We start from the raw sequence: 20904 nt of genomic DNA, 5'->3' as shown, positions 1-20904 counted from the left end.
CATGACATGTGCGATCACAGGAGCTTCGGGATATGTCGGCTCACGGCTCGCTTCGGCTATCCAGCGTGACATGGAAGTCGTTCCTATATCGCGCCGCGAGGCCGCTGGTTCGATTCGCTGGGAGATGCAAAACCCTACGGAGATCTCCGAGGAACTTCGCAGTCGCGGCGTCAAGGTTTTGGTGCATGCCGCATGGGACTTCACCCATCCGAACGCCGAGGAGAATGATCGTGTGAATGTGGAGGGGTCGCGCCAGCTCTTCGAATCTGCCGATCGAGCGGGCGTAGAACGCATTCTCTTTATTTCGTCTATCAGCGCGTTTGCCGGTGCCCGTTCGGCTTATGGTCAAAGCAAGCTGCGCGTGGAACGCATGGTATTCGATCGACCGGGTGGTATCGTCATTCGGCCTGGGTTGGTGTGGGGAGCCGGTCCTGGCGGCATGTTTGGCGCTCTCACGAAGCAAGTCGAGTCGGGATCGATGATCCCCATGATCGGATCCGGCAGATATCCGCAGTATCTGGTCCACGAGGACGATCTGGGCGATGCGATCAGAAAGGCCGTCGCAGGGGGGCTAAAGGTGAGCGCGCCCATCACCGTGGCGAATGAGGTGCCCTGGCTGCTTCGGGACTTGATCGAGGACATCGCCAGAAAGCAAGGGAAGAAGGTCACCTTGCTGCCCGTCCCTTGGCCTGCCGTCTATGCAGGCCTGAAAGCTGCTGAGCTGATGGGCGCGAAGTTGAACTTTCGCAGCGATAGCGTTCTCAGCCTTGTCTTCCAGGACCCGTCGCCGGACTTCACACCTGCAAACCAGCTGGGACTCGCAAGACGAAGTTATCCCGGCACGCCTGCGTAACTCCACGATCGAACGACGCATCTAGACTGTCGCAGTTCGGTATCATGAAGGCAGTTGCAGCTAGGGCGTGGCCCTGAATTGAGAAGAATTTGACGAGTAAGAAGGCCTCACAAGAGGCTACAGAAGAGACGAAGCAATCGCGACGCGGTCGCGGGAAGACCGTTCGCCGGAGTCTCGTCGAAGCCAGCGAAGCGCAGGAGGCAGCGCTCCTTGCCCGCGAGCTGCGAACCTCGCAGACTCAACAGGAGCTTGCAGTGCTGGTTGTGGTCGAGTTTACAGGCGAACTCCGCAAACGCAAGCAGCTCACCACGGCCGCTCGGCTTGCACGGACTGCGGCAGCGGTAGTGGCCGGAGAAGAAGAGTCCTCAGATCTGGCGGAGTCGACGCTCGATCTCGACGCCAGCCGTTCGGAGTTTGAAGAGCTGGCACGCTCGGCCGGCGCGACGATTGCCGCAACGCTTGTCCAGCGTCGCCAGAAGCCCGATCCCTCCAGTCTTGTCGGCCAGGGCAAACTCGACGAGATCGTTGAGGTGGTGACCTCCACCAACGCCTCGCTCGTTCTCTTCGACCATGACCTGTCGCCATCGCAGCTTCGCAATATTGAAGCCCGGCTTCCCTGCCACGTCATCGACCGCTCGCAACTTATCCTCGATATCTTCGCCCGCCACGCCAAGACCAGCGAAGGCCAGTTGCAGGTAGAGCTTGCCCAGCTTGAGTACCAGCTGCCGAGGCTCGCCGGACGTGGGCGCGCCATGTCACAACTTGGCGGCGGTATCGGTACCCGCGGCCCTGGCGAAACGCAGCTCGAGACCGATCGCCGGAAGATCAATCTGCGTCTCGACCACATCAAGAGCCAGCTCGAAGCCGTCCGCCGCATTCGCTACCAGCAGCGACAGCGCCGCGAAGCAGTCCCTGTCCCGGTCGTCGCGCTGGTGGGCTACACGAACGCCGGCAAGAGCACGTTGTTCAACGCACTTACCGAAGCGGGGGTGCTGGAGTCATCGCGCATGTTCGCCACGCTCGACCCCAAGCTGCGGCAGCTCCAGCTCCCTTCCCGCCGCAAGATTCTGCTCTCAGACACGGTCGGATTCATCCGCAACTTGCCCCACACGCTGGTCACAAGCTTCAGGGCGACTCTCGAAGAGGTCGAACGCGCCGAGATCCTTCTCCACGTCCAGGATGCGTCAAGTCCCATGCGCGACGAGCAAAAGTTACAGGTAGAAAAAGTCCTCGGCGATCTGGGAGTTTCGACCAAGCCGGTAATCCAGGTCTTGAACAAGGTCGATCTCCTCGCACCGCAGGATCTTTCACACCTGTTGAACGATGGCGACTCGATTCCTGTCTCCTCGCTGCGCAAGAGTGGGCTAGACAAACTGCTGGCTGCGATTGATGCTGCGCTCGTGGTCGACCCCGTGGTCGAATCGACCTTCCGCCTGCCACAATCCGAAGGGGCAATCCTTGCCTCGCTCGAAGGCGGAGCGATCATTGAGGAGAAGCGCTTTGAAGGAAACCTGGTCTTCCTTCGGGCGCGAGGCCCAGCATCGCTGCTTGGCCGGTATCGTCGCTTCCGCGACCGATCAGCCTGATCGTTGCTCCTTGTCAGGACGCCGCGCTTATCTCCGATCCAAGATAGCGGTCTTCGGATGATGAGGATGAGCGCATTGTCACGATCTTATTTTGGGACTGGAGCAGCGTCGTGGCCGCTTCCGCGGAGAGCGGCCTGGACAGGAGATAGCCTTGGGCCAGTTCACATCCGAACTCACGGAGGCAGTCCATCTCTTCAGAGCGCTCAATCCCCTCTGCCACCATGTGCTTGTTCAGACTCCGTGCCAAAGAGATGAGCGTGCGTACCACATCCGCGCGACTCGGGTCCTCATCGAGATGCCGTACAAAGCTCTGGTCGATCTTCACCACGTCGAACGGATAGTTCAGCAGGTAGCTCAGCGAGGAGTATCCCGTCCCAAAGTCATCCAGGCAGATCTGCATGCCGAGCTTCCGCGCCTCCGCAAGCACCTCTTCCACGTGCGAGTAGCCGCTGATCAGCACAGACTCCGTGATCTCCAGCTTCAGATATCTTGCCTCCAACCCTGTCTGGAAGAGAGTGTGCACAATCTGTTCGAGAATCTTCGGGCTGGCGAACTGGTGCGCCGACACGTTCACGTTCATCGTCCAGGCAGCTCCGAACCGCTGATTCCACTCGCGGCATTGCTTACAGGCCTTGAGCAGAATCTGATTGCCGAGATCGATAATCATCCCGGTGTCCTCGGCGACAGGGATGAAGTCTGCGGGGGAAACCTGCCCGCGCTCCGGATGATGCCAGCGAGCGAGCGCCTCGAAACCTTCGATCTCTCCCGTCTGGACCGAGAAGATCGGCTGGTAATGAACGCTGATCTGGTCCTCCTCAAGGGCCTTGCGAAGGTCGGTTTCAATCCCAAGCCGGAACTGTGGGATCCGCAGCATCTCCGGTTCGAAGACCTGGGCCCGGTCCTTGCCGGACCTCTTGGCGTGGTGCATGGCGAAGTGAGCTTCCTGCAGCATGGATGAGGCATTGGTGCCGGGCGTGCTCATAGCGAACCCGATACTTGCCGTCAGGTACAGCAACCGGCCTTCGAGATGAAGAGGGCTTCGGAGCTGTCCGAGTACCCTCTCCGCGAAGGCCTCCGCCTCTTTGACGTCGACCCCGCTGAGCAGGATCACAAACTCGTCGCCGCCGTAGCGCGCTACCAGATCCTGCTTGCGGACGCTGGCGGTCAGCAGGTCCGCGACCCGCTGCAGCAGGAGATCGCCAAAGATATGGCCGAGGCAGTCGTTCAAGGTCTTGAATCGATCCAGTCCAACGAAGAGGACTGCCGTCGATCCGCTCTGGGCCGTCGAGAGACGCGCCAGCCGCTGGGTAATCTCTGTGTCCAGCAACGTTCGATTCGCTACCGAAGTGAGCGGGTCGCGCAGTACAGAGCGTTTCAACTGCGAGTGGACAGATTGCAGTTGCCACTCCCTGGCACTGGTTCTCGCCGCAAACAGGAGGAACGCCACTCCCAGAGCCACGGCACCGGGCACCGGCCGATGGTAGGCAAGGACCGCTGCCCCTGCCAGGGACATCACTGCGAGGCCGAGCGCAGTCGCTCCCTGGATATAGCCGGCGCGCGCGACGCGTGCCGCCCAGAACGACTCACTCTCCTCCTTTCCTGAGAGGTCCGTGCAGAGAGCGATCACGGAGAAGAAGGTGAAGGGGACGCTCCAGCAGAGCTCGACAAATGAGCCGACCGCGAAGCCATGGTTGGTCGTCAGGTAGTAGAGGATGCAGAAGACGAGATAGACCACCATGTAGGTGGTGAGGTTGCGGAAGAACGCCCGGTCGCGCCCAGGCTCCGCGATGCAGTATCGAAGGATCAGCACCAGCAGCAACGCGACCCCTTGAACCACGTCCGAGATCGCCTGCGAGATGATTCCAGGTGCCGGAAAAAAGAGGGCAAAAAGAATGCAGAAGAAGACAAAAGCCTGCGCTGCGTCCAGCCAGCCTGCCGGGTCTCTTCGCGATGATTGCGGCGTGTAGGACGTCACCAGTAGCAACGGGAAAGCGTAGATCAACCAGAGCAGGTCGCTGAAGGCCGACTCGGTAACTCCGGGGTGCAGCGCAGCAAACGCGAACTGGATCTCAGCGACTGCCCAGATGAAGAAGGCGATGCCAAGCTCAAGCCAAAGATGCCGGCTCGACCGGTCATGCCGCAGTTTGTAAAAACAGACCGCAGTACTCATCGAGGCAGCGAGGAACTCCATCACATCTGCCGGAAAGGCCGGATGCGGCACGAAAAGATGGATTCCAACCTGGACAGCCTGGACCGTGAGCGCAGCGAACAGCAGACCCCGTGCGGCCCGGTCGGCAGGCAGGCGCAGAACGGGAGTCGCTGTTGCTGGGAGTTCGGCTGCCTGAGATTCCATGATCTGATGCACCTGGTTTCGCCTGTGGTTCGGCTGCGGTATCGAGCCCCCATCTGAGATTGTGGATACTTACAACCGGCGCTTGAGTTCGCTTGAGTCCATGCGACCGATTTACTGCGTGCAGCGGAGTTGCTGATACAAGGCCCGGGACTGGTTCTGCGAGAGAGATTTGGAGCCGCGTCTACTCGATTTCTTCCCCCGAGGAACCTATCGTCCAAATGGGCTGCATTCGTAAGAGTAGGGAGAGGCAGGAACCCTCACAATCCCCGTAAAGTGCAATGATGGGGGCAACAATGCAACAAGTACGAGGCTTAGCTCGAGGCCTCGCGGTCCGAAAGGGCGCGAACCGCGAGAGGGGGTCGTCTACCGTCCCTCCTTCGTCATGCATTCGAGGCGATCGCTACTGTTGGAGAGATTCATGAAAGAGACAAAACGGCGCACGCCGACCAAAGGCTCGCGCATCCTGATCACGACGCTCCACGGGCATGGAGAGAAGCCGCGACGCTCCATATACCAGGAAGGGCTTCCTGATGAAGGTGACCGTGACCGAGCGTTTCGCAGGGTCATCCTCTCCATTCCGCCCGGCAAAGTCAGCACCTACGGCAAGGTCGCGGCCGCTGCGGGCTACCCGCTGTATCACCGTGCAGTTGCTCGGTTGCTGCGCACCGACCCTCCCGATCAGCTTCCCTGGCATCGTGTTCTTGGCGCGGGCGGCGAGATCAAGTTGCCGGGAACGGCTGCGAAGGAGCAGAAGGGCAGGCTCCGTCTTGAGGGTGTCCAGTTCCGGGGCGATCGAGTCGACATGGACCTCCACGAACATGCCCTGCGAGTGTGGGAGATTCCCGACTGAGGCTGACGAAGCGCCAACCTGCGGGACCGCTGCTCCTCGTTGGCGCCCTCCTTCGATATGATGGAAAGATGGCCTATTGGGATCAGTGCCGTTGGCCCACGATGGCCCGCGCTGAGGAGGGAAAATGAGCAAAACCCAGCAGCATCCTCTTCAGAAGGTGCTTGAAGAACGAATCGCCATTATCGATGGCGCGATGGGCACGACGATCCGCACCTACGGCATGACCGAGGCGGACATCCGGGGAGAGCGCTTCCGCGACTCAACCAAGGACATGCTGAACAATGGCGATCTTTTTTCGCTGACCCAGCCGCAGATGATCTGCGACATCCACCGCCGGTTTCTGGAGGCGGGCGCGGACATCATCGAGACCAATACGTTTGGCGCGACCAGCATTACCCAGAGCGAGTTCTTCGTCGACGACCCGCGCGAGCACGGCGGACGCAAGAATCCTGAGTTCTATCAGAAGATCATCGAAGATCCGATGCTGAGCGCGCTTGCTTATGAGATCAACGAGACCTCTGCCCGTCAGTGCCGGGAGTGGGCAGACCGCGTCGGCAATGAAACAGGACGCCAGCGGTTTGTTGCGGGAGCGATTGGGCCGCTCACCGTGTCGCTGTCGAACTCACCCGATGCGGATGACGCTGGCTTCCGCGTCGTGACCTTCGATCAGGTGAAGACCGCCTACATGGAGCAGGTGCGGGCGCTGATCGCAGGAGGATCGGATCTTCTGCTGGTCGAGACGATCTTCGATTCGCTGAACGCCAAGGCTGCGCTTGTAGCGATTCGCGAGGTCTTTGACGCCGACGGCAAGGAACTGCCAGTGATGATCTCGGCAGCAGTGGGACGTGGCGGCGAGACGCTCATCTCCGCGCAAACGACAGAGGCCTTCTGGAACGCGGTGAAGCATGTGAAGCCGCTGTCTGTGGGCCTGAATTGCTCGCTTGGGCCCGACCTGATGTATCCCTTCCTGAGCGAACTCTCCGCGAAGGCGGATGTGGCGATCTCCTGCTATCCGAATGCAGGTCTGCCGAATCCGCTCTCCGAGACCGGGTTTGATCTTGGGCCGCCCGACATGGCGAGATACCTGAGCGAGTTTGCGCAGGCTGGCTTGATCAACATTGCCGGCGGATGCTGCGGCAACACGCCAGACCATATTGCGGCCATCGCGAAGGCGCTGGTTGATAAAGAGCCGCGCCGCTTGAAGACCGCCGCCGCATTCGACAGCGAGCGTGCGGCGTGAGCGTAGGTGATCGTGCAGTCGACACGATAGAGTTCAAGCCGCTTCGACTCTCAGGCTCGCAGCCGTTCACGCAGCAGGAGGGCGTGTACATCATGCTGGGCGAGCGTACCAACGTCGCGGGCTCGCCGAAGTTCGCCAAGCTGATCAAAGAGGGCAAGTACGAAGAGGCCGTCAGCGTCGCGCGCCAGCAGGTGGAGAACGGCGCCAACGTCATCGATATCTGCATGGACGAGGGCATGATCGACGGCGTCGCCGCGATGACGCGCTATCTGCAACTGCTGGCCAGCGAGCCCGAAGTCGCCAAGGTGCCCTTCATGGTGGACTCCTCGAAGTGGGAGGTCATCGAGGCGGGGCTGAAGTGCCTGCAGGGCAAAGGAATTGTGAACTCCATCTCGCTGAAGGAAGGCGAGGAGAAGTTCCGTAAGAACGCCTCTACCGTTATGAAGTATGGCGCTGCTGTTGTCGTGATGGCCTTCGATGAGCAGGGTCAGGCAGCGACCTACGACGAGAAGATCCGCATCTGCGAACGCGCCTATCGGATACTGGTCGACGAGGTCGGGTTTGCGCCGGAAGACATCATCTTTGACCCAAACATCCTGACCGTCGCGACCGGCATGGAGGAGCACAATAACTACGCGGTCGACTTCATCAACGCCACGCGTTGGATCAAAGAAAACCTGCCCCACGCCAAGGTAAGTGGAGGCGTCTCGAACATCTCGTTCAGCTTCCGCGGCAACAATAAAGTGCGCGAGGCGATGCACTCGGCCTTCCTTTATCACGCGATTGCTGCCGGTATGGACATGGGCATCGTCAACGCCGGCATGCTCGAAGTCTATGAAGAGATCGAACCGAAGCTGAAGGTGTTGGTCGAAGACGTTCTGCTCAATCGGCGTCCCGATGCGACCGAGCGGCTTGTAGAGTACGGCGAGACGCTGCGCGGAGCGAGCAGCGGTGCAGCAACGGAGAAGAAGACAGAGGAGTGGCGAAACGGCTCCGTCGAAGAACGGTTGTCACACGCTTTGGTGCGCGGAATCGACACCTACATCGAGATCGATGCGGAAGAGGCCCGAGTGAGGCTGGGACGGCCTCTGCTGGTGATCGAAGGCCCGCTGATGGCGGGTATGAGCGTCGTCGGCGATCTCTTCGGTTCGGGCAAGATGTTCCTGCCGCAGGTGGTCAAGTCAGCCCGCGTCATGAAGAAAGCCGTAGCCCACCTCACGCCGTACATGGAAGCCGAGAAAGAAGCGCTGATCGCCTCTGGCCAGGAGGTGAAGGCACAGGGAAAGATTCTTCTGGCGACTGTAAAGGGCGACGTTCACGACATTGGCAAGAACATCGTCGGCGTGGTGCTGGCCTGCAATAACTACGAGGTCATCGACATGGGCGTGATGGTCTCGTCGGAGAAGATTCTGGCGCGCGCCAAGGAAGAGAAGGTCGACCTGATCGGACTGAGCGGCCTCATCACGCCGTCGCTCGACGAGATGGTGCATGTTGCCAGCGAGATGGAGCGGCAAGGGTTCAAGCTGCCACTGCTGATTGGCGGCGCCACGACGAGCCGCGCGCATACCGCCGTGAAGATCGCGCCACACTACAGCCAGCCGGTCGTCCATGTTCTCGACGCGAGCCGTGCCGTGCCCGTAACGACGAGCCTGTTGAGCGAGGACGGCAAGGCAGCATTCGTCGAGCAGCACCGCGCCGACTATGAGGCTCTGCGAAGAAACCATGCCGCGCCGAAGCTGAAGGCCATCCCGCTGGCCACGGCACGCGCAAGACGGTCGCCGATCGAGTGGTGCGCCAACGATCTTCCCGTGCCCGCCTTCACCGGCGTCCGCGTCCTTGAATCCGTTCCGCTCAAGACGCTGCGCGAGTACATCGACTGGTCGCCGTTCTTCCACACCTGGGGCATGAAGGGAATCTATCCGCGAATCCTTGAGGATGAACGCACGGGAGTGGAGGCGCGGAAGATCTTCACCGATGCCAATGTGCTGTTGGACAAGATCATCGAGAAGAAGCTGCTGACCGCACGTGGAGTCTTTGGCCTGTTCCCTGCCAATGCTGTTGGCGATGATGTCGAGTTGTATGCGAATGAGAATCGCGAAGAGGTGACCACGAAGTTCCACTTCCTGCGCCAGCAGGTGAATCGTGAGGGCTCCGAGCCTTGCCGGTCCCTCGCCGACTTCATCGCTCCGAAGGAGACGGGCCTTACCGATTCCATTGGAGCCTTTGCTGTAACGACCGGCATTGGCCTGAAGGAAGTTGTAGATGCCTTCCGCGCTGCGAACGACGACTACAACGCGATCATGGTCGAGGCCATCGCAGACCGGCTTGCCGAAGCCTTCGCGGAGTGGTTGCACAAGCAGGTGCGCGACGCCTGGGGCTACGGCCTGACGGAAGATCTCAAGCCGTCGCAGATGGTCGAAGAGACCTATCGCGGCATTCGGCCCGCGCCCGGTTATCCTGCCTGTCCGGACCACACGGAGAAAGGCACTATCTGGAACTTGCTGGACGTCGAAGCCAAGACAGGAATCCGCATCACCGAATCGTTCGCTATGTGGCCGGGATCCAGCGTCAGCGGTCTCTACTTCGGGCATCCCAAGTCGCGCTACTTCAGCCTGGGCAAGATCGACAAAGATCAAGTCATGGATTATGCCGAACGCAAGGGACTCACGATCGCCGAGGTAGAGAGATGGCTGGGGCAGAACCTGAACTATGACCCCACTGCATAGCCGCCCTGTGGCACGATCCATTCCGCTTGCTATACAAGTGGCTTTAATTCCTGAAGCATGGTGGGAATCAGCTCCGAGACGGTCGGATGGATGTGCACGGAACGCGCGATCAGATCGATCGGCTGCTTCGCATACATACACGTCAGAAGGCAATGGATTGCCTCATCTCCGCCAACACCGAGAATGGTCGCTCCAAGAAGGTGTCGTGTCTCGGCATCGACAAGCGCCTTCATGAATCCCTGCGACTCGCCCTTTTCAACGGCGCGGCCTACGCGTGTCATCGCCCGTTTGCCGATCAGAGCCGGACGGCCACTCTTGCGTACCTCGGCCTCCGTCATGACAATGTGTGCCATCGGCGGATCGATGTACAAGGCATAGACGGGGAAGCGATCTTTCGTCGAACGCGTGCCGTGGTCGAGGAGATTGTCAGCGACGATCTCGTAGTCGTTCCACGATGTATGCGTGAAGGCACCGCGACCGTTGACGTCCCCCATTGCGAAGATCCCATCCACGCTGGTGCGAAGGTGCTCGTCGGTGACGATGTAGCCGCGCTCGTCAGTCGCGACCCCAGCAGAGGCAAGGTTTAGGTCGTCGGTGTTCGGCTGCCGTCCAATGGCCAGAAGGATGTGGCTACCGTCTATCTCCGGGGCACCATGGGTGCAGTCCAGACCTACGCCCACCTTGCCGTTCGATTGCGAGAGCTGGATGCAAGTTGCGTCGACACGGAATTGAATCCTTTCCGCCTCCAGAATCTCTCTTATTCCCTGCGAAACATCTTCATCTTCACGGGAGAGGAGACGGGAGTTCTTTTCCGCCACCGTTACCTCGCTCCCAAACCGGCGAAACATCTGGGCGAACTCCAGGCCGATGTAGCTCCCGCCGACTACGATCAGGTGCTGAGGCAGCTCCTTCAGATCCAGTATCGTGGTGCTCGTCAGATGAGGCACAGTGTCGGCTCCCACAACGGAGATCACCGGACGAGCGCCAACATTCAGGAAGATCTGCTTCGCCTCCAACAACTCTTCGCCTACACGGACGCTGCTCGCCGACTCGAAGCTCGCCTGGCCACGATAGAGCGTGCAGTTGTCCAGCCCCTTCATCCATCGCTCCAGGCCCGCACGTGAGTTGGTGACGATCTGATTCTTGCGCTCAATCACCTTCTGCAAGTTCACGCCGACCTGAGCGGACGCAATCACTCCAAACTCATCGGCACGCCGCGCGATGTGAGCCGCGTGCGCCGAGGCGACCATCGCCTTCGTAGGCGTGCATCCCACATTCACGCAGGTGCCTCCAAGCAGCTTCCTCTCGATGAGCGCGACCTTCTTTCCAGCCGCGGAGAGGCGGGCAGTCATAGCGGGGCCAGATTGTCCGGCACCAATTACGATTGCGTCGTAGTTGGTCGTCATCTCGCCCTCAAGACCGGGATGGCGGTCATGACGGCGAAGATCGGAAGAGTTGAGAGAATGACCACGAGATGCTCCTCGATCCTTTGAAGCGGAATCAACCATCCTGTCCTGTTCTGTTGGTGAGATAACCGTAAACCTCAAGTCGAATGAGAGCAAATCGTTACGTCTTCACCGCGAATTGCAGGAAAACTGGCAGCGAGCGTCTTTCTACGATGCGGGAGGCATTCGAAGTCTTTCCTTTGGCCTCCTTTGAGCCGACAGAATTAACGTGAGGGTAATCTCAGGCACCTACCCTAAGCACATCCGAAAATTTGCTGGACGGGCTCTGCTGCCATCTTTGGAGTGTGTTTCGATCAAGCTGGTCAAGAGCCGCAAGTCACTTGCGAGTTTTGCGGAAGTGTCTATTCCAACATTTGAACTCTCCCTTTTATAGAGCTGTTTGCACTTAGATCGGCCCGGACGAAGTCTCTTCTCTCTCGTCCCGTGCATCAACAAAATCAATCTTTTTTCTGGAGGTAAGTGTCTTGTCCATCTCACATCCAACGTTCGCCAGATGCGGATACTGGAAGATCTTCGCGTCCTTTGCGGCGATTGTCCTGGTCCTGCTGTCCGGCCACGGGGCCCTCGCCCAGTCGATTCAAGGCAGCATTATCGGTACGGTAAAAGACACCGCCGGAGCGGTCGTCCCCGGCGCAAGTGTCGTGCTCACCAGCCTTGACCAGGGCACCGTCCGCACCACGACGTCGAATGATTCCGGCGACTTCCAGTTCGGAGACGCCAAGGCCGGCAAGTACAGCATTGAAGTCACTCTAGCTGGATTCGAGAAGTGGACCACCTCTGGCCTCGTCCTCACGGCCCGCCAGGAACTCCGCGTTGACCCCGCCCTCACCGTCGGCAGCGTGCAACAGGAGGTCACCGTCTCGGCTGAAGCGATTGGCGCGATCAACACCGAGAACGCTACCGTCAGCGCGGTCTACTCTGCCGCTGAGGCTGCCAATCTTCCTGTGAACACCCGCGCCAGTTCAACCGGCACCAGCGCCTACAACATCATCGGCACACTGCCCGGCGTACAGTCGGACGGCCACGGTAGTTTCTCCCTCCAGGGCGGCCTTCCCTTCCAAGCCGATGTGACCGTCGACGGCATCACCATCAAGAGCGCTGCCGGCGGCGACAAGCCGATCGCTGACGCGTTCCCTTCCACTGAGGCTATCTCGGAGATCCGCACCGACGGTGCCCAGAACAACGCCGAATTCGGTTCCCCGGGTGAAGTCACCATCACCACCAAGGGCGGAAGCAATATCATCCACGGTTCGGCCTTCTGGTACTACCAGACTGCGGGCTTTGATGCCATCCCCTACACCTACGTCACCACGACCCAAAAGCCCAAGCTTGTCGCGAACACCTATGGCGGCAGCTTTGGCGGCCCTGTCGTCATCCCCCACTTGTACAACGGCCACGGCAAGACCTTCATCTTTGGCGACTACGAAGGCTGGCGACGTCCAGCGCAGCAGACCGAGCAGTTCAAGGTTCCCAGCACGCTGCTGAAGCAGGGTGACTTCTCGAAGTACTCTTCGCCGGGATTCATGGGACTCACGGACTTGAACGGGAACAACATCGGCTTCAAGCTACCCGCGATCAACGCGGCAGCGCAAAAGCTGCTCTCGCTTTACCCCGACCCCAATGTCGGCGACCCCACCGTATACGTCGACGACAACACGCCCAACTATCAGGTGAACAAGGACGCCAGCCAGCACTCGGACCAGTTCGACATCCGCGGCGACCAGTACATCGGCTCCAACCAGAAGTTTCTCGTCTGGGGACGCTACACGTATAAGAACTACCCCAGCAGCAGCCCCGAACCGCTGGCTGTCCCTTCAGCGGTAAACACCAACCTCAACAACGTCCTCAAGATCAGCGCAAACTACACCATCACTCCGCAGTTGATCAACGAGTTCAGCTTCGGATTCACCCGTTCGAGCAGCGGTCAGAGCAACAGCTTCGATGGCAAGACCTTTACCGAAGGTCTCGGCCTCAACGGGCTCCAGAACCTCTTCTACAACGGCATACCGGAGCTGGACTTCCACAACGTAAGCAGTCTCAACGCGGACCGTCTCAGTTCGGTCAACACTTCCGACACCTACGTCTACGCCGATTCGCTGACCTGGAACAAAGGCAGGCACAGCATGCGCTTCGGCTTTGACATCCGCACCCTGGAGGCGGTCTCGCCCCTCGGATTCAACGGTTCGGACAACTACGGAACCTTCCAGTACAACCCTTCGAGCGGCAACAGCAGCGGCCTTTTCACCGGAGTCGACTTTGCTGACTTCCTCTCCGGTCTGCCCTATTCGACCTTCTATGACGTCGTCAGCCAGGACAACGACGGCAAGTCCAAGCATTACGACTTCTTCGCGCAGGACCAGTGGAAGCTCAACGACCGCCTCACCCTCAGCTACGGCCTGCGGTACGAACTACATCCCGGCTACTATGACGTTCACGGCGATATCGGCAACTTCGATCCCACGGTTGCTGGCTCGGGCGCGGCGATCTATCCGGACGGCCACGCCGACCTACTGAACACTGACTTCCTGCTCAGCGCGAATGCCTGCACTCCCTACGGCACCACATCTGGCGGGGCAACGATCAACGGTGCGGCCTGTATGCCGGTGCTCTCCAACAGCCAGGGCGGTTACCCTGCCGGCCTAAAGAAGTATCCGCACCTGCGCTTCATGCCTCGTTTCGGCTTCGCGTACAAGCCGTTTAACAACGACAAGACGTCGGTCCGCGGCGGCTTCGGCATCTACAACAACAACCTGCTCGGCTCTAGCTTCTACTCGCTTACGGGCACGTTGCAGGCCGGAACGACGCAGTACACCAACACCCTCACCAATGGCGTTCCGGGCTACCAGTGGCCGAACATCTTTGCCGGCGCGGGTAACGGCGGCGGTACAACAAACTACGGACAGGACTACTTCGGTACTGCGAACAGCATCGACTGGAAGGACCCCTACACCGAGCAGTGGTCGTTCAGCATAGACCGTTCCATCGGCGCGGGCTATGCCTTCCGTCTCTCGTATATCGGCTCGGAGACGCACCACCTGGTCTACGCTCCGGACGAGAACACGCTTCCGTTCTCCAATACTGTCTCAGCGAACAACCAGCCGCTCAGCGCCCGGCTATTCCCCAACTGGGGCCGCATCAACACCCGCGACACCAGCGCCAACGCCAGCTATAACTCGCTGCAGGCGGAGTTCTCGCACCGGTTCCAGCGCGGATTTCAGTTCGACTCCTCCTACACCTTCGCCAAGGCGCTTGCCGACAACCAGGGTCCTGCGAACAACGGCGGTTTCTCCGGCGAGAACGGCGGCAACCGCGCAACCTCCATCCTCGACCGGCGCATCGACTACGGCAACGTATATGGCACTCGTCGCAACCTCTGGAACACCACCATGGTCTACGACCTTCCCTTTGGTCGCGGCAAGCAGTTCGGCTCCAACGTCTCGCGGTTCGCAGATCTCGCGATCGGCGGATGGCGGATCTCGAACATCTTCCTCTGGCAGTCGGGTCCGTTCGAGACGCCTTTCTACGGCAGTGGGCAGGGTGACCCTTCCGGCACCGGATCGGGCCTTACCGGCTCCCAGACTGGCTTCGACGGCGGTCACCGCAATCAGTATCCCGACCGCGTCGCCGGCGTTGCTGTCAAGCCCTCCAATCAAGGTCGGAACGCATGGGTCAACTCAGCCGCATTCACCTGCCCTGGCCTTCCCGGCTATGTCACGAACAGCGGCCAGGCCTGCACCACCGGACTCGGCATTGTGAAGAATAAGGACGGCTCGTTCACCAACTACGGGTCGCCGATCGGCCGCTTCGGCAACGCCGGAGTCGGCTCCATCGTCGGCCCCGGAACCGTCAACCTCTCCTCCGGCATCAGCAAGGCGTTCGCCATCACGGAACGCGCCAACCTGCGCATCGAGGGCACCTTCACCAACGTTCTCAACCACACCAACCTCGGCGACCCGAACCTCGACATCAGCTCAACGTCCTTCGGTCGGATCAACGGAGTCATCGGATCCGGACTACTCGGCGCGAACGACGGCGGAGCCCGCAGCGGTCAGGTCGCAGCTCGCCTGGACTTCTAGCCCTTCACTACAACTTGCAGAAAGAGAGGGGAGGCCAACTGGCCTCCCCTCTCTTTGTTGCTCTCCGAATACTACTTCACTGCTACCTGGGCTGCCTTCCGAGCGGCCTTCGCCTCTCGCCGTGCCTCAGCGGCGATCTCCTCCGGATCATCCATGTCCAGCAACTCCTTCGCCTGCTCGGCGTTCTTCGGGCGGGCGATGCGCGCCTTAAGCGGATCGAAGATTCGAACATCCGGAGCGACGGCAGTATACGGAGCCAGGTCAGGAGTCGTGGTGAACATATCGCTGAGATCGGCGGCCAATCGGTCTTCGAGATTCAACGGGCCAAGCCCGAGGAGTTCGTAGGTCGTCTTGAGAATGCTCCCCATGCTGATGTGCCGGTGGGAGATGACTCCGCGACGGTTGTAGGGGCTTGCCGCCACCAGAACACTGCGATGCGCATCGACGTGATCGACGCCTCCCTGCGCGTCGTCCTCACTAGCGAAGACGGCAGAGTCTTTCCAGATCGCACTGTGCGAGAGGAACTCGATGATCTTTCCCAGCGCGAGGTCGTTATCTGCGACGTACGATCCACGGTCAGGGTATCCATCGCGGGCGCGCGGGCTTGCCGTGTGATCTCCCGGGAGGCGAATCACGATCAGCGAGGGCGCATCGCCGTTTGCCAGCATCTCGGTAAAATCCTTCGCGAACTCATCGAACCGGAACTGATCCGGAATGCCGAGATTGAAGGTCGGGAAGTTGCGGTCGCTCGAGGTGAAGACCGGGTTCGGCACCGGCGAGTTGAGAACCATGCGCTGACCCGTGGGAGCGGTCCCGTCGATCTCCTGGCCGCCTTCCACTTCAAGGCCCTCGCCGTAGTTGCGGATAGGAAGGCCGCTATCGGCGATGTGCTCCCAGATGGTCCCGAACTCCGGCTCGTCTTCGGGCATGGGGGCGTCCGAGCCACCGGTGATCGCGCGGCGGCCGGGAGCCTCGCTGAACTCATCGCCACTACGGCGTCCTGCATAGTTTGAAGTCCATGCGACGTGGAACCACGGCGTGGGAGCTGCACCCATGATCCAGCGATGGCCGTCGGCTGAGACGTCGCTATCCACAAAGAAGCGGTCGCTGGTGCCGAACCTCTCAACCAGAGCGTGCGCATTGGGGGTCACCTTCACTGTCTTGTCCTGCGGCGTCGAGGAGAACCAGCCGTTCATGCCCCAGCGAGCGAGCTTGGGATCGCCATCCGCACCGGCCACATCGCCGAGGATCTCGTCATAGGTGCGGTTCTCGCGGACGATGAGAAAGACATGCTTCAGACGAGGCAGCGGCGAGTTCGCGGATGCCGCGGCAAGGTTGTTGCGAACGACCTTCTCCGTCGAAGCCTTCAACTCGGTCTCATCCGCGACAGGGACTACGGACAAGCTGCCAAACTCCAATTCGCCGATGTAGTTCCCAGTGTTTACGGGATGGAATGCGGCACCACCGTTCGGACCGCTCCCTTTGCCTTTTGTATTCGCGACGTACATCACCTTGCCATCGGCTGATATCTGGACCGCAGTTGGGAACCATCCCACGGGCTTATGGCCGATTACTTGATTCGAGACCGTATCGACCACCGCGACGGCATTGATGCCAGCCTCCGCCACATACAGCCGGTGGCCATGCAAGGCGAGACCCGCCGGCATGACGCCACGCAGAGGACGGCCCTGGCGATCAAGAAACGAATCGCCCGTGAACGGCGTGAGCGCGATCTCGTCGACCATCTTCGCGCCATCGGCGGAGACGACAGCGACCGCATCCTGATGCGCGAGCGCCACATAGACGCGGTCATCTGCAGCAACAACGCCCGTGGGCGATGCTCCGCCAACTGCGCTCATTGCGGCATCTTTGTTGTCTTCGCCAATCCTCTTCCCCAAACGAAGCTTGGCCATCAGCCTTACATTCGCTGAATCGCCGACATCGTATGTCCATAACGAACTTCCACGGGGATCGTTCTCATCTCCCAGGCCGGGGACATCGTGACCTTCGACCCGACCGCCTTCACGCGCGGCCTTGGACGGATAGCCGGATGGAGGAAACGAAATTCCGGTGTGGAGAACGTCCTTTTTTTCTACGCCGGCGATCAGCTTGTACTCGAAGAGGCCAGAGTTGGTGATGTAGACACGTTCGCCGTTGGGCGAGAGCACAATCGAGAAGGGATTGGCCCCGGTCGGGAACCATCCCACCCTCTGCCGGGTCTTCGTGTCGATCACCACCACGCGCCAGTTTGCCTGATCGAGCACATAAAGGCGCTGGCCGTCGGGGCTCAGAGCAATCGCGGCGGAGAAGCTGTGGGCGAAGCTCTGCCCAGCCGTAAGACCGTTCAGCGAGATGACCGCAACGCGCTTCCAGCCAGCGGTGGAGAAGATATGGACCGCTCCGGTGTCGCCGGTCGTGTCGTAGAGCAAAGAGCCATCGGGGGAGTAGACGACACCCGTATGGACCTGGATCTCCGGATCACTCTTCGGGCCTGATGGAATTCTCTGGGTCACAGCCTTCGCGAGACGGTCGCCTTCGTTTTGCGGATGGTCCACGATGTTCAGCGAGAACGGCCAACCGATCGAAGGCATCACCAGTTGATCCCCGTCGGGCCTTACCGCAAGCGTGTAGGGATACGGAGCGACCTTTACCCATGCTCCCTCCGGCTCGATAAGACGACCGTTGGGCAGAGTCGCAGTGGGTGCTTTGCCGTTCGCAGGAGCAACCCCCTGTCCGGACGCCACAGCACCACAGGCGATGGAACAGAAGAGAAGTCGCGACGCGGATTTCGGCAGACCGCGGGGGTAGCGAATACGGGGCAAAGTCACGTAAGGGCCTTTCGAGAAAGAAGATGCACAGTGATGGCTTTGCTCTATCGTATCCATCGCAAGAGTGCAGTTGTGTAAACGGAGCCTCATGAGGCAGGCTTACGCCGTAAAATGATTGCTATGGCGATCAAGTTCAGCCATAGATCAAGTCACGGTGCCTGTCGCACCTGAGGCAAACTCTCGCGAGACATCGGCGGCGCAACCATCTGTACATCACCGGAAGGAAGACCATTGTCCGAACTGCCAAATAAGCCCCTGCCCAACAAGCCCGTAGATAAGCCTGCCAACCCCCACTTCTCCTCTGGCCCATGCGCCAAGCGGCCGGGCTGGAGCGTCGCCTCACTCGCCGATGCACTGGTCGGAAGATCGCACCGTTCAAAGCCCGGGAAGCAGAAGCTCCAGGAGGTCATCGAGCTGAGCCGCGAGATCCTCGGCATCCCGGCTGACTATCGCGTCGGCATCGTCCCGGCATCGGATACGGGTGCCGTCGAGCTGGCGCTTTGGACGATGCTGGGAGCGCGCGGTGTCGACGTCTTCGCCTGGGAGAGCTTCGGCAAAGAGTGGGTCACGGACGTCACCAAGCAACTCAAGTTGACCGACCTCAACCTCTATGAAGCCGACTATGGAGATATCCCGGACCTGGCGAAGGTCGACCCGGCACGCGATGCCGTCTTCACCTGGAATGGCACGACCTCGGGTGTCCGTGTGCCGCACGGCGACTGGATCTCCGATGCGCGCTTGGGCCTTACGATCTGCGACGCGACCTCCGCCGCATTCGCTATGGACCTCCCGTGGAAGAAGCTCGACGTTACGACCTGGTCGTGGCAGAAGGTGCTGGGCGGCGAGGGCGCACACGGCATGATCGTACTGAGCCCACGCGCAGTCGAACGGCTTGAAACATTCAACTCCGGGCGCCCGCTGCCGAAGATCTTCCGCGTGGCCAAGAGCGGGAAGATGATCGAGGGCATCTTTCAGGGCGAGACGATCAACACGCCCTCAATGCTCGCGGTCGAGGATGCGCTCGATGGCCTGCGCTGGGCAAAGTCCGTCGGTGGCTTGCCGGAGCTCATTCGACGTTCCGAGAGCAACCTCAAGGCCATCGTCGAATGGAAGAACCAGGGCACCTGGGTCGATTTTCTCGCGACGCAGCCAGAGACAAGGTCCTGCACCTCAATCTGCCTAAAGATCGTTCATCCCGAGTTCGTAACCTGGGAGCCAGCAAAACAGGCCTCTTTCCTGAAATCCGTGATCAGTCTGCTGGAACAGGAGGGTGTTGCCTTCGATATCGCTTCGTACCGTGATGCGCCGCAAGGGCTGCGTATCTGGGGCGGAGCGACCGTTGAGACGAGCGATCTCGTATCGCTTCTCGCATGGCTTGACTACGCGTTTGAGGCGTCCAAAACGAAGCTTAGCTAAAGATCTCATCGAAGGACTATCGGCCCGCAGACGCTAGGAATAGAGCGCCTGCGGGCTTTTTCCGGCTTGATCGAATTGCAACGGCTCCCGCATGCCGACTATCGCCTACACCCAAAAGAGATTCGTTTTCGCTGGCCGTTTATTGAGGCATGAGCAAGTCCTGGAAGATTCTGATGTACATCGCGGCGGACAACAGCTTGTTCGACCATGCGCTGGTCAGCCTTCGTCAGACGGTCGAGGCTAGCCGGATCGGCAACTCCGAGATCCTGGTTCAGTTCGATGGCCCCGACCAGGACTCCGCGGCGCGTTTCCGTGTCGCAGGCGGTCACAAGACCCTCGAGTGGGAGGCACCTGCCGGCTACACTGCCAATCGCGCGAAGCGACTCGAGCACTTCCTCGATTGGGCAGCCGAAGAACACAAGAAGAGCAGCGGCAACGCTCCGGTGTTTCTCGTACTTTGGGGGCATGGTGCCGGGCTCGATCACGTCTACGTATACGCGACAGCGGACAGTGCGTCAGCGGCAAACGTCGTTCGTCCCGCTACGCCAGGGGTGAAGGACTCTCTCGACGCAGGCGACGCCAACATCTACGTCAAGAACATTGAGCTGGCTCGAATCTTCAAGAACTTCACGGAGATGATAGGCCGCAAGATCGATGTTCTTGGCCTTGACGCGTGCCTGATGGGACTCGCTGAGATCGCTCACGAGGTCCGCGAATCGGTGGAGATCATGGTGTCGTCGGACGAAGACATCCCCGACGCGAGCTTTCCCTATCGCGAGATCATTGGGGGGATGCAGACCACTCCCGGCATCGACGCTGAAACACTTGCTCGCTTGATTGTGGACAAATACGTCGCAGCCTACGATCCGGCCAAAGATTCTACGCGGGCCTCGCTAAGCTCCTTGAAGCTTTCTGCCTGCGATGCGTTCGCGGCAGAGTTCAAGAATTTGGTGCGGGCACTCCTGGCGGGTCTCGTAGAAGAGACAACGATGAATCGAATCGTTCGCGCCCGCGAGTTTTCGAGGACCCAATCAGAGCCTGCGTACATTGATCTCTTCGTCTTCCTTACGGAGTTGACCGAGTCCTTCGGGAAGTCCTCGGAGATTTACCAGCACGCGGAGGGTGCCTTGCACCACCTCTATATCCTGCATCATCGCGCGGCTCCGAAGGACGAGATGATCAACAGCCACGGGCTTGGCCTCTACTTCCCGAGAGACCTCGACCCGGAGCAGGTTGCCGCAGCGTCGCCTACTGCGTTTCCAGTTCAGCCAGCCGCAACCGAGACTTTGCCGGTGCCCCAGGGTGGAGGCGTCAAGACACCTCCGCACGTTCCGGACAAGAGCGTGCTGCTGCCCGGAGGCTCGACGCTGCCCATCAAGAGCTACCAGATCCTGTGGAGTGAATACATCAAGCTGGACTTCAACCGGTCCACTGGCTGGTCGACGCTGGTTCGCTTCTTCCTTCCTGAGATCCCCAAGGGCGTATAGCTTTCGGGGGATGAGCCAGCCGC

The 20904-nt window shown here is 60.0% G+C and carries 11 protein-coding genes; 8 read left to right on the top strand and 3 right to left on the bottom strand.

Annotated elements, in window-relative coordinates:
- Position 1 precedes the first annotated feature (1 nt).
- Both OHL18_RS08935 and hflX read left to right on the top strand, forming a co-directional pair.
- Entirely contained in the window at positions 2–853 is an 852-nt protein-coding gene (locus OHL18_RS08935) for an NAD-dependent epimerase/dehydratase family protein (RefSeq protein ID WP_263374458.1), read from the top strand.
- 89 nt (positions 854–942) lie between these two features.
- Positions 943–2439, top strand: coding sequence for a GTPase HflX (gene hflX, locus OHL18_RS08930; protein WP_263374457.1), 1497 nt, complete (start codon positions 943–945; stop codon positions 2437–2439).
- Between the two features lie 13 nt (positions 2440–2452).
- On the opposite strand, the gene OHL18_RS08925 is transcribed toward hflX, so the two are convergent.
- On the bottom strand, positions 2453–4792 hold the full coding sequence (locus OHL18_RS08925; RefSeq protein WP_263374456.1) for a putative bifunctional diguanylate cyclase/phosphodiesterase: 2340 nt from the start codon (positions 4790–4792) through the stop codon (positions 2453–2455).
- 418 nt (positions 4793–5210) lie between these two features.
- On the opposite strand from OHL18_RS08925, the gene OHL18_RS08920 reads away from it, so the two are divergent.
- The 3 genes from OHL18_RS08920 (at position 5211) to metH (ending at position 9608) form a co-directional block, all read left to right on the top strand.
- A complete protein-coding gene (locus OHL18_RS08920) occupies positions 5211–5642 on the top strand; it encodes an MGMT family protein (protein ID WP_263374455.1) in 432 nt (143 codons plus the stop codon).
- A 124-nt stretch (positions 5643–5766) separates the two neighbouring features.
- Positions 5767–6882 (top strand): homocysteine S-methyltransferase family protein, encoded by a 1116-nt coding sequence (locus OHL18_RS08915; protein ID WP_263374454.1) that lies wholly within the window; start codon positions 5767–5769, stop codon positions 6880–6882.
- Positions 6879–9608: a methionine synthase gene (gene metH / locus OHL18_RS08910; protein WP_263374453.1), complete on the top strand. Its 2730-nt coding sequence runs from the start codon at positions 6879–6881 to the stop codon at positions 9606–9608. The genes OHL18_RS08915 and metH overlap by 4 nt, the downstream gene beginning before the upstream one ends.
- 29 nt (positions 9609–9637) lie before the next feature.
- On the opposite strand, the gene OHL18_RS08905 is transcribed toward metH, so the two are convergent.
- On the bottom strand, positions 9638–11014 hold the full coding sequence (locus OHL18_RS08905; protein ID WP_263374452.1) for an FAD-containing oxidoreductase: 1377 nt from the start codon (positions 11012–11014) through the stop codon (positions 9638–9640).
- Positions 11015–11538: 524 nt separating this feature from the next.
- On the opposite strand from OHL18_RS08905, the gene OHL18_RS08900 reads away from it, so the two are divergent.
- Positions 11539–15150, top strand: a complete 3612-nt coding sequence (locus OHL18_RS08900) for a TonB-dependent receptor (protein WP_263374451.1) — start codon at positions 11539–11541, stop codon at positions 15148–15150.
- Between the two features lie 71 nt (positions 15151–15221).
- Here OHL18_RS08900 and OHL18_RS08895 read toward each other — a convergent pair whose 3' ends face one another.
- A complete protein-coding gene (locus tag OHL18_RS08895) occupies positions 15222–17894 on the bottom strand; it encodes a bifunctional YncE family protein/alkaline phosphatase family protein (protein WP_263374450.1) in 2673 nt (890 codons plus the stop codon).
- A gap of 315 nt (positions 17895–18209) precedes the next feature.
- On the opposite strand from OHL18_RS08895, the gene OHL18_RS08890 reads away from it, so the two are divergent.
- Together OHL18_RS08890 and OHL18_RS08885 are read left to right on the top strand one after the other, a co-directional pair.
- Complete coding sequence (locus OHL18_RS08890; RefSeq protein ID WP_263374449.1) at positions 18210–19394, top strand: phosphoserine transaminase; 1185 nt, start codon at positions 18210–18212, stop codon at positions 19392–19394.
- A 149-nt stretch (positions 19395–19543) separates the two neighbouring features.
- Positions 19544–20881, top strand: coding sequence for a clostripain-related cysteine peptidase (locus OHL18_RS08885; protein ID WP_263374448.1), 1338 nt, complete (start codon positions 19544–19546; stop codon positions 20879–20881).
- Positions 20882–20904: the final 23 nt, after the last annotated feature.

The organism is Granulicella aggregans (genome assembly GCF_025685565.1).
Lineage (GTDB): Bacteria > Acidobacteriota > Terriglobia > Terriglobales > Acidobacteriaceae > Edaphobacter > Edaphobacter aggregans_B.
This window is presented reverse-complemented; position numbering and strand designations above follow the sequence as displayed.

Excerpts from the sequence above, each read along its gene's own strand:
- OHL18_RS08935 (WP_263374458.1), top strand. The coding sequence starts at position 2 with ATGACATGTGCGATCACAGGAGCTTCGGGATATGTCGGCTCACGGCTC.
- OHL18_RS08925 (WP_263374456.1), bottom strand. The coding sequence starts at position 4,792 with ATGGAATCTCAGGCAGCCGAACTCCCAGCAACAGCGACTCCCGTTCTG.
- OHL18_RS08920 (WP_263374455.1), top strand. The coding sequence starts at position 5,211 with ATGAAAGAGACAAAACGGCGCACGCCGACCAAAGGCTCGCGCATCCTG.
- OHL18_RS08915 (WP_263374454.1), top strand. The coding sequence starts at position 5,767 with ATGAGCAAAACCCAGCAGCATCCTCTTCAGAAGGTGCTTGAAGAACGA.
- OHL18_RS08905 (WP_263374452.1), bottom strand. The coding sequence starts at position 11,014 with ATGACGACCAACTACGACGCAATCGTAATTGGTGCCGGACAATCTGGC.
- OHL18_RS08885 (WP_263374448.1), top strand. The coding sequence starts at position 19,544 with ATGAGCAAGTCCTGGAAGATTCTGATGTACATCGCGGCGGACAACAGC.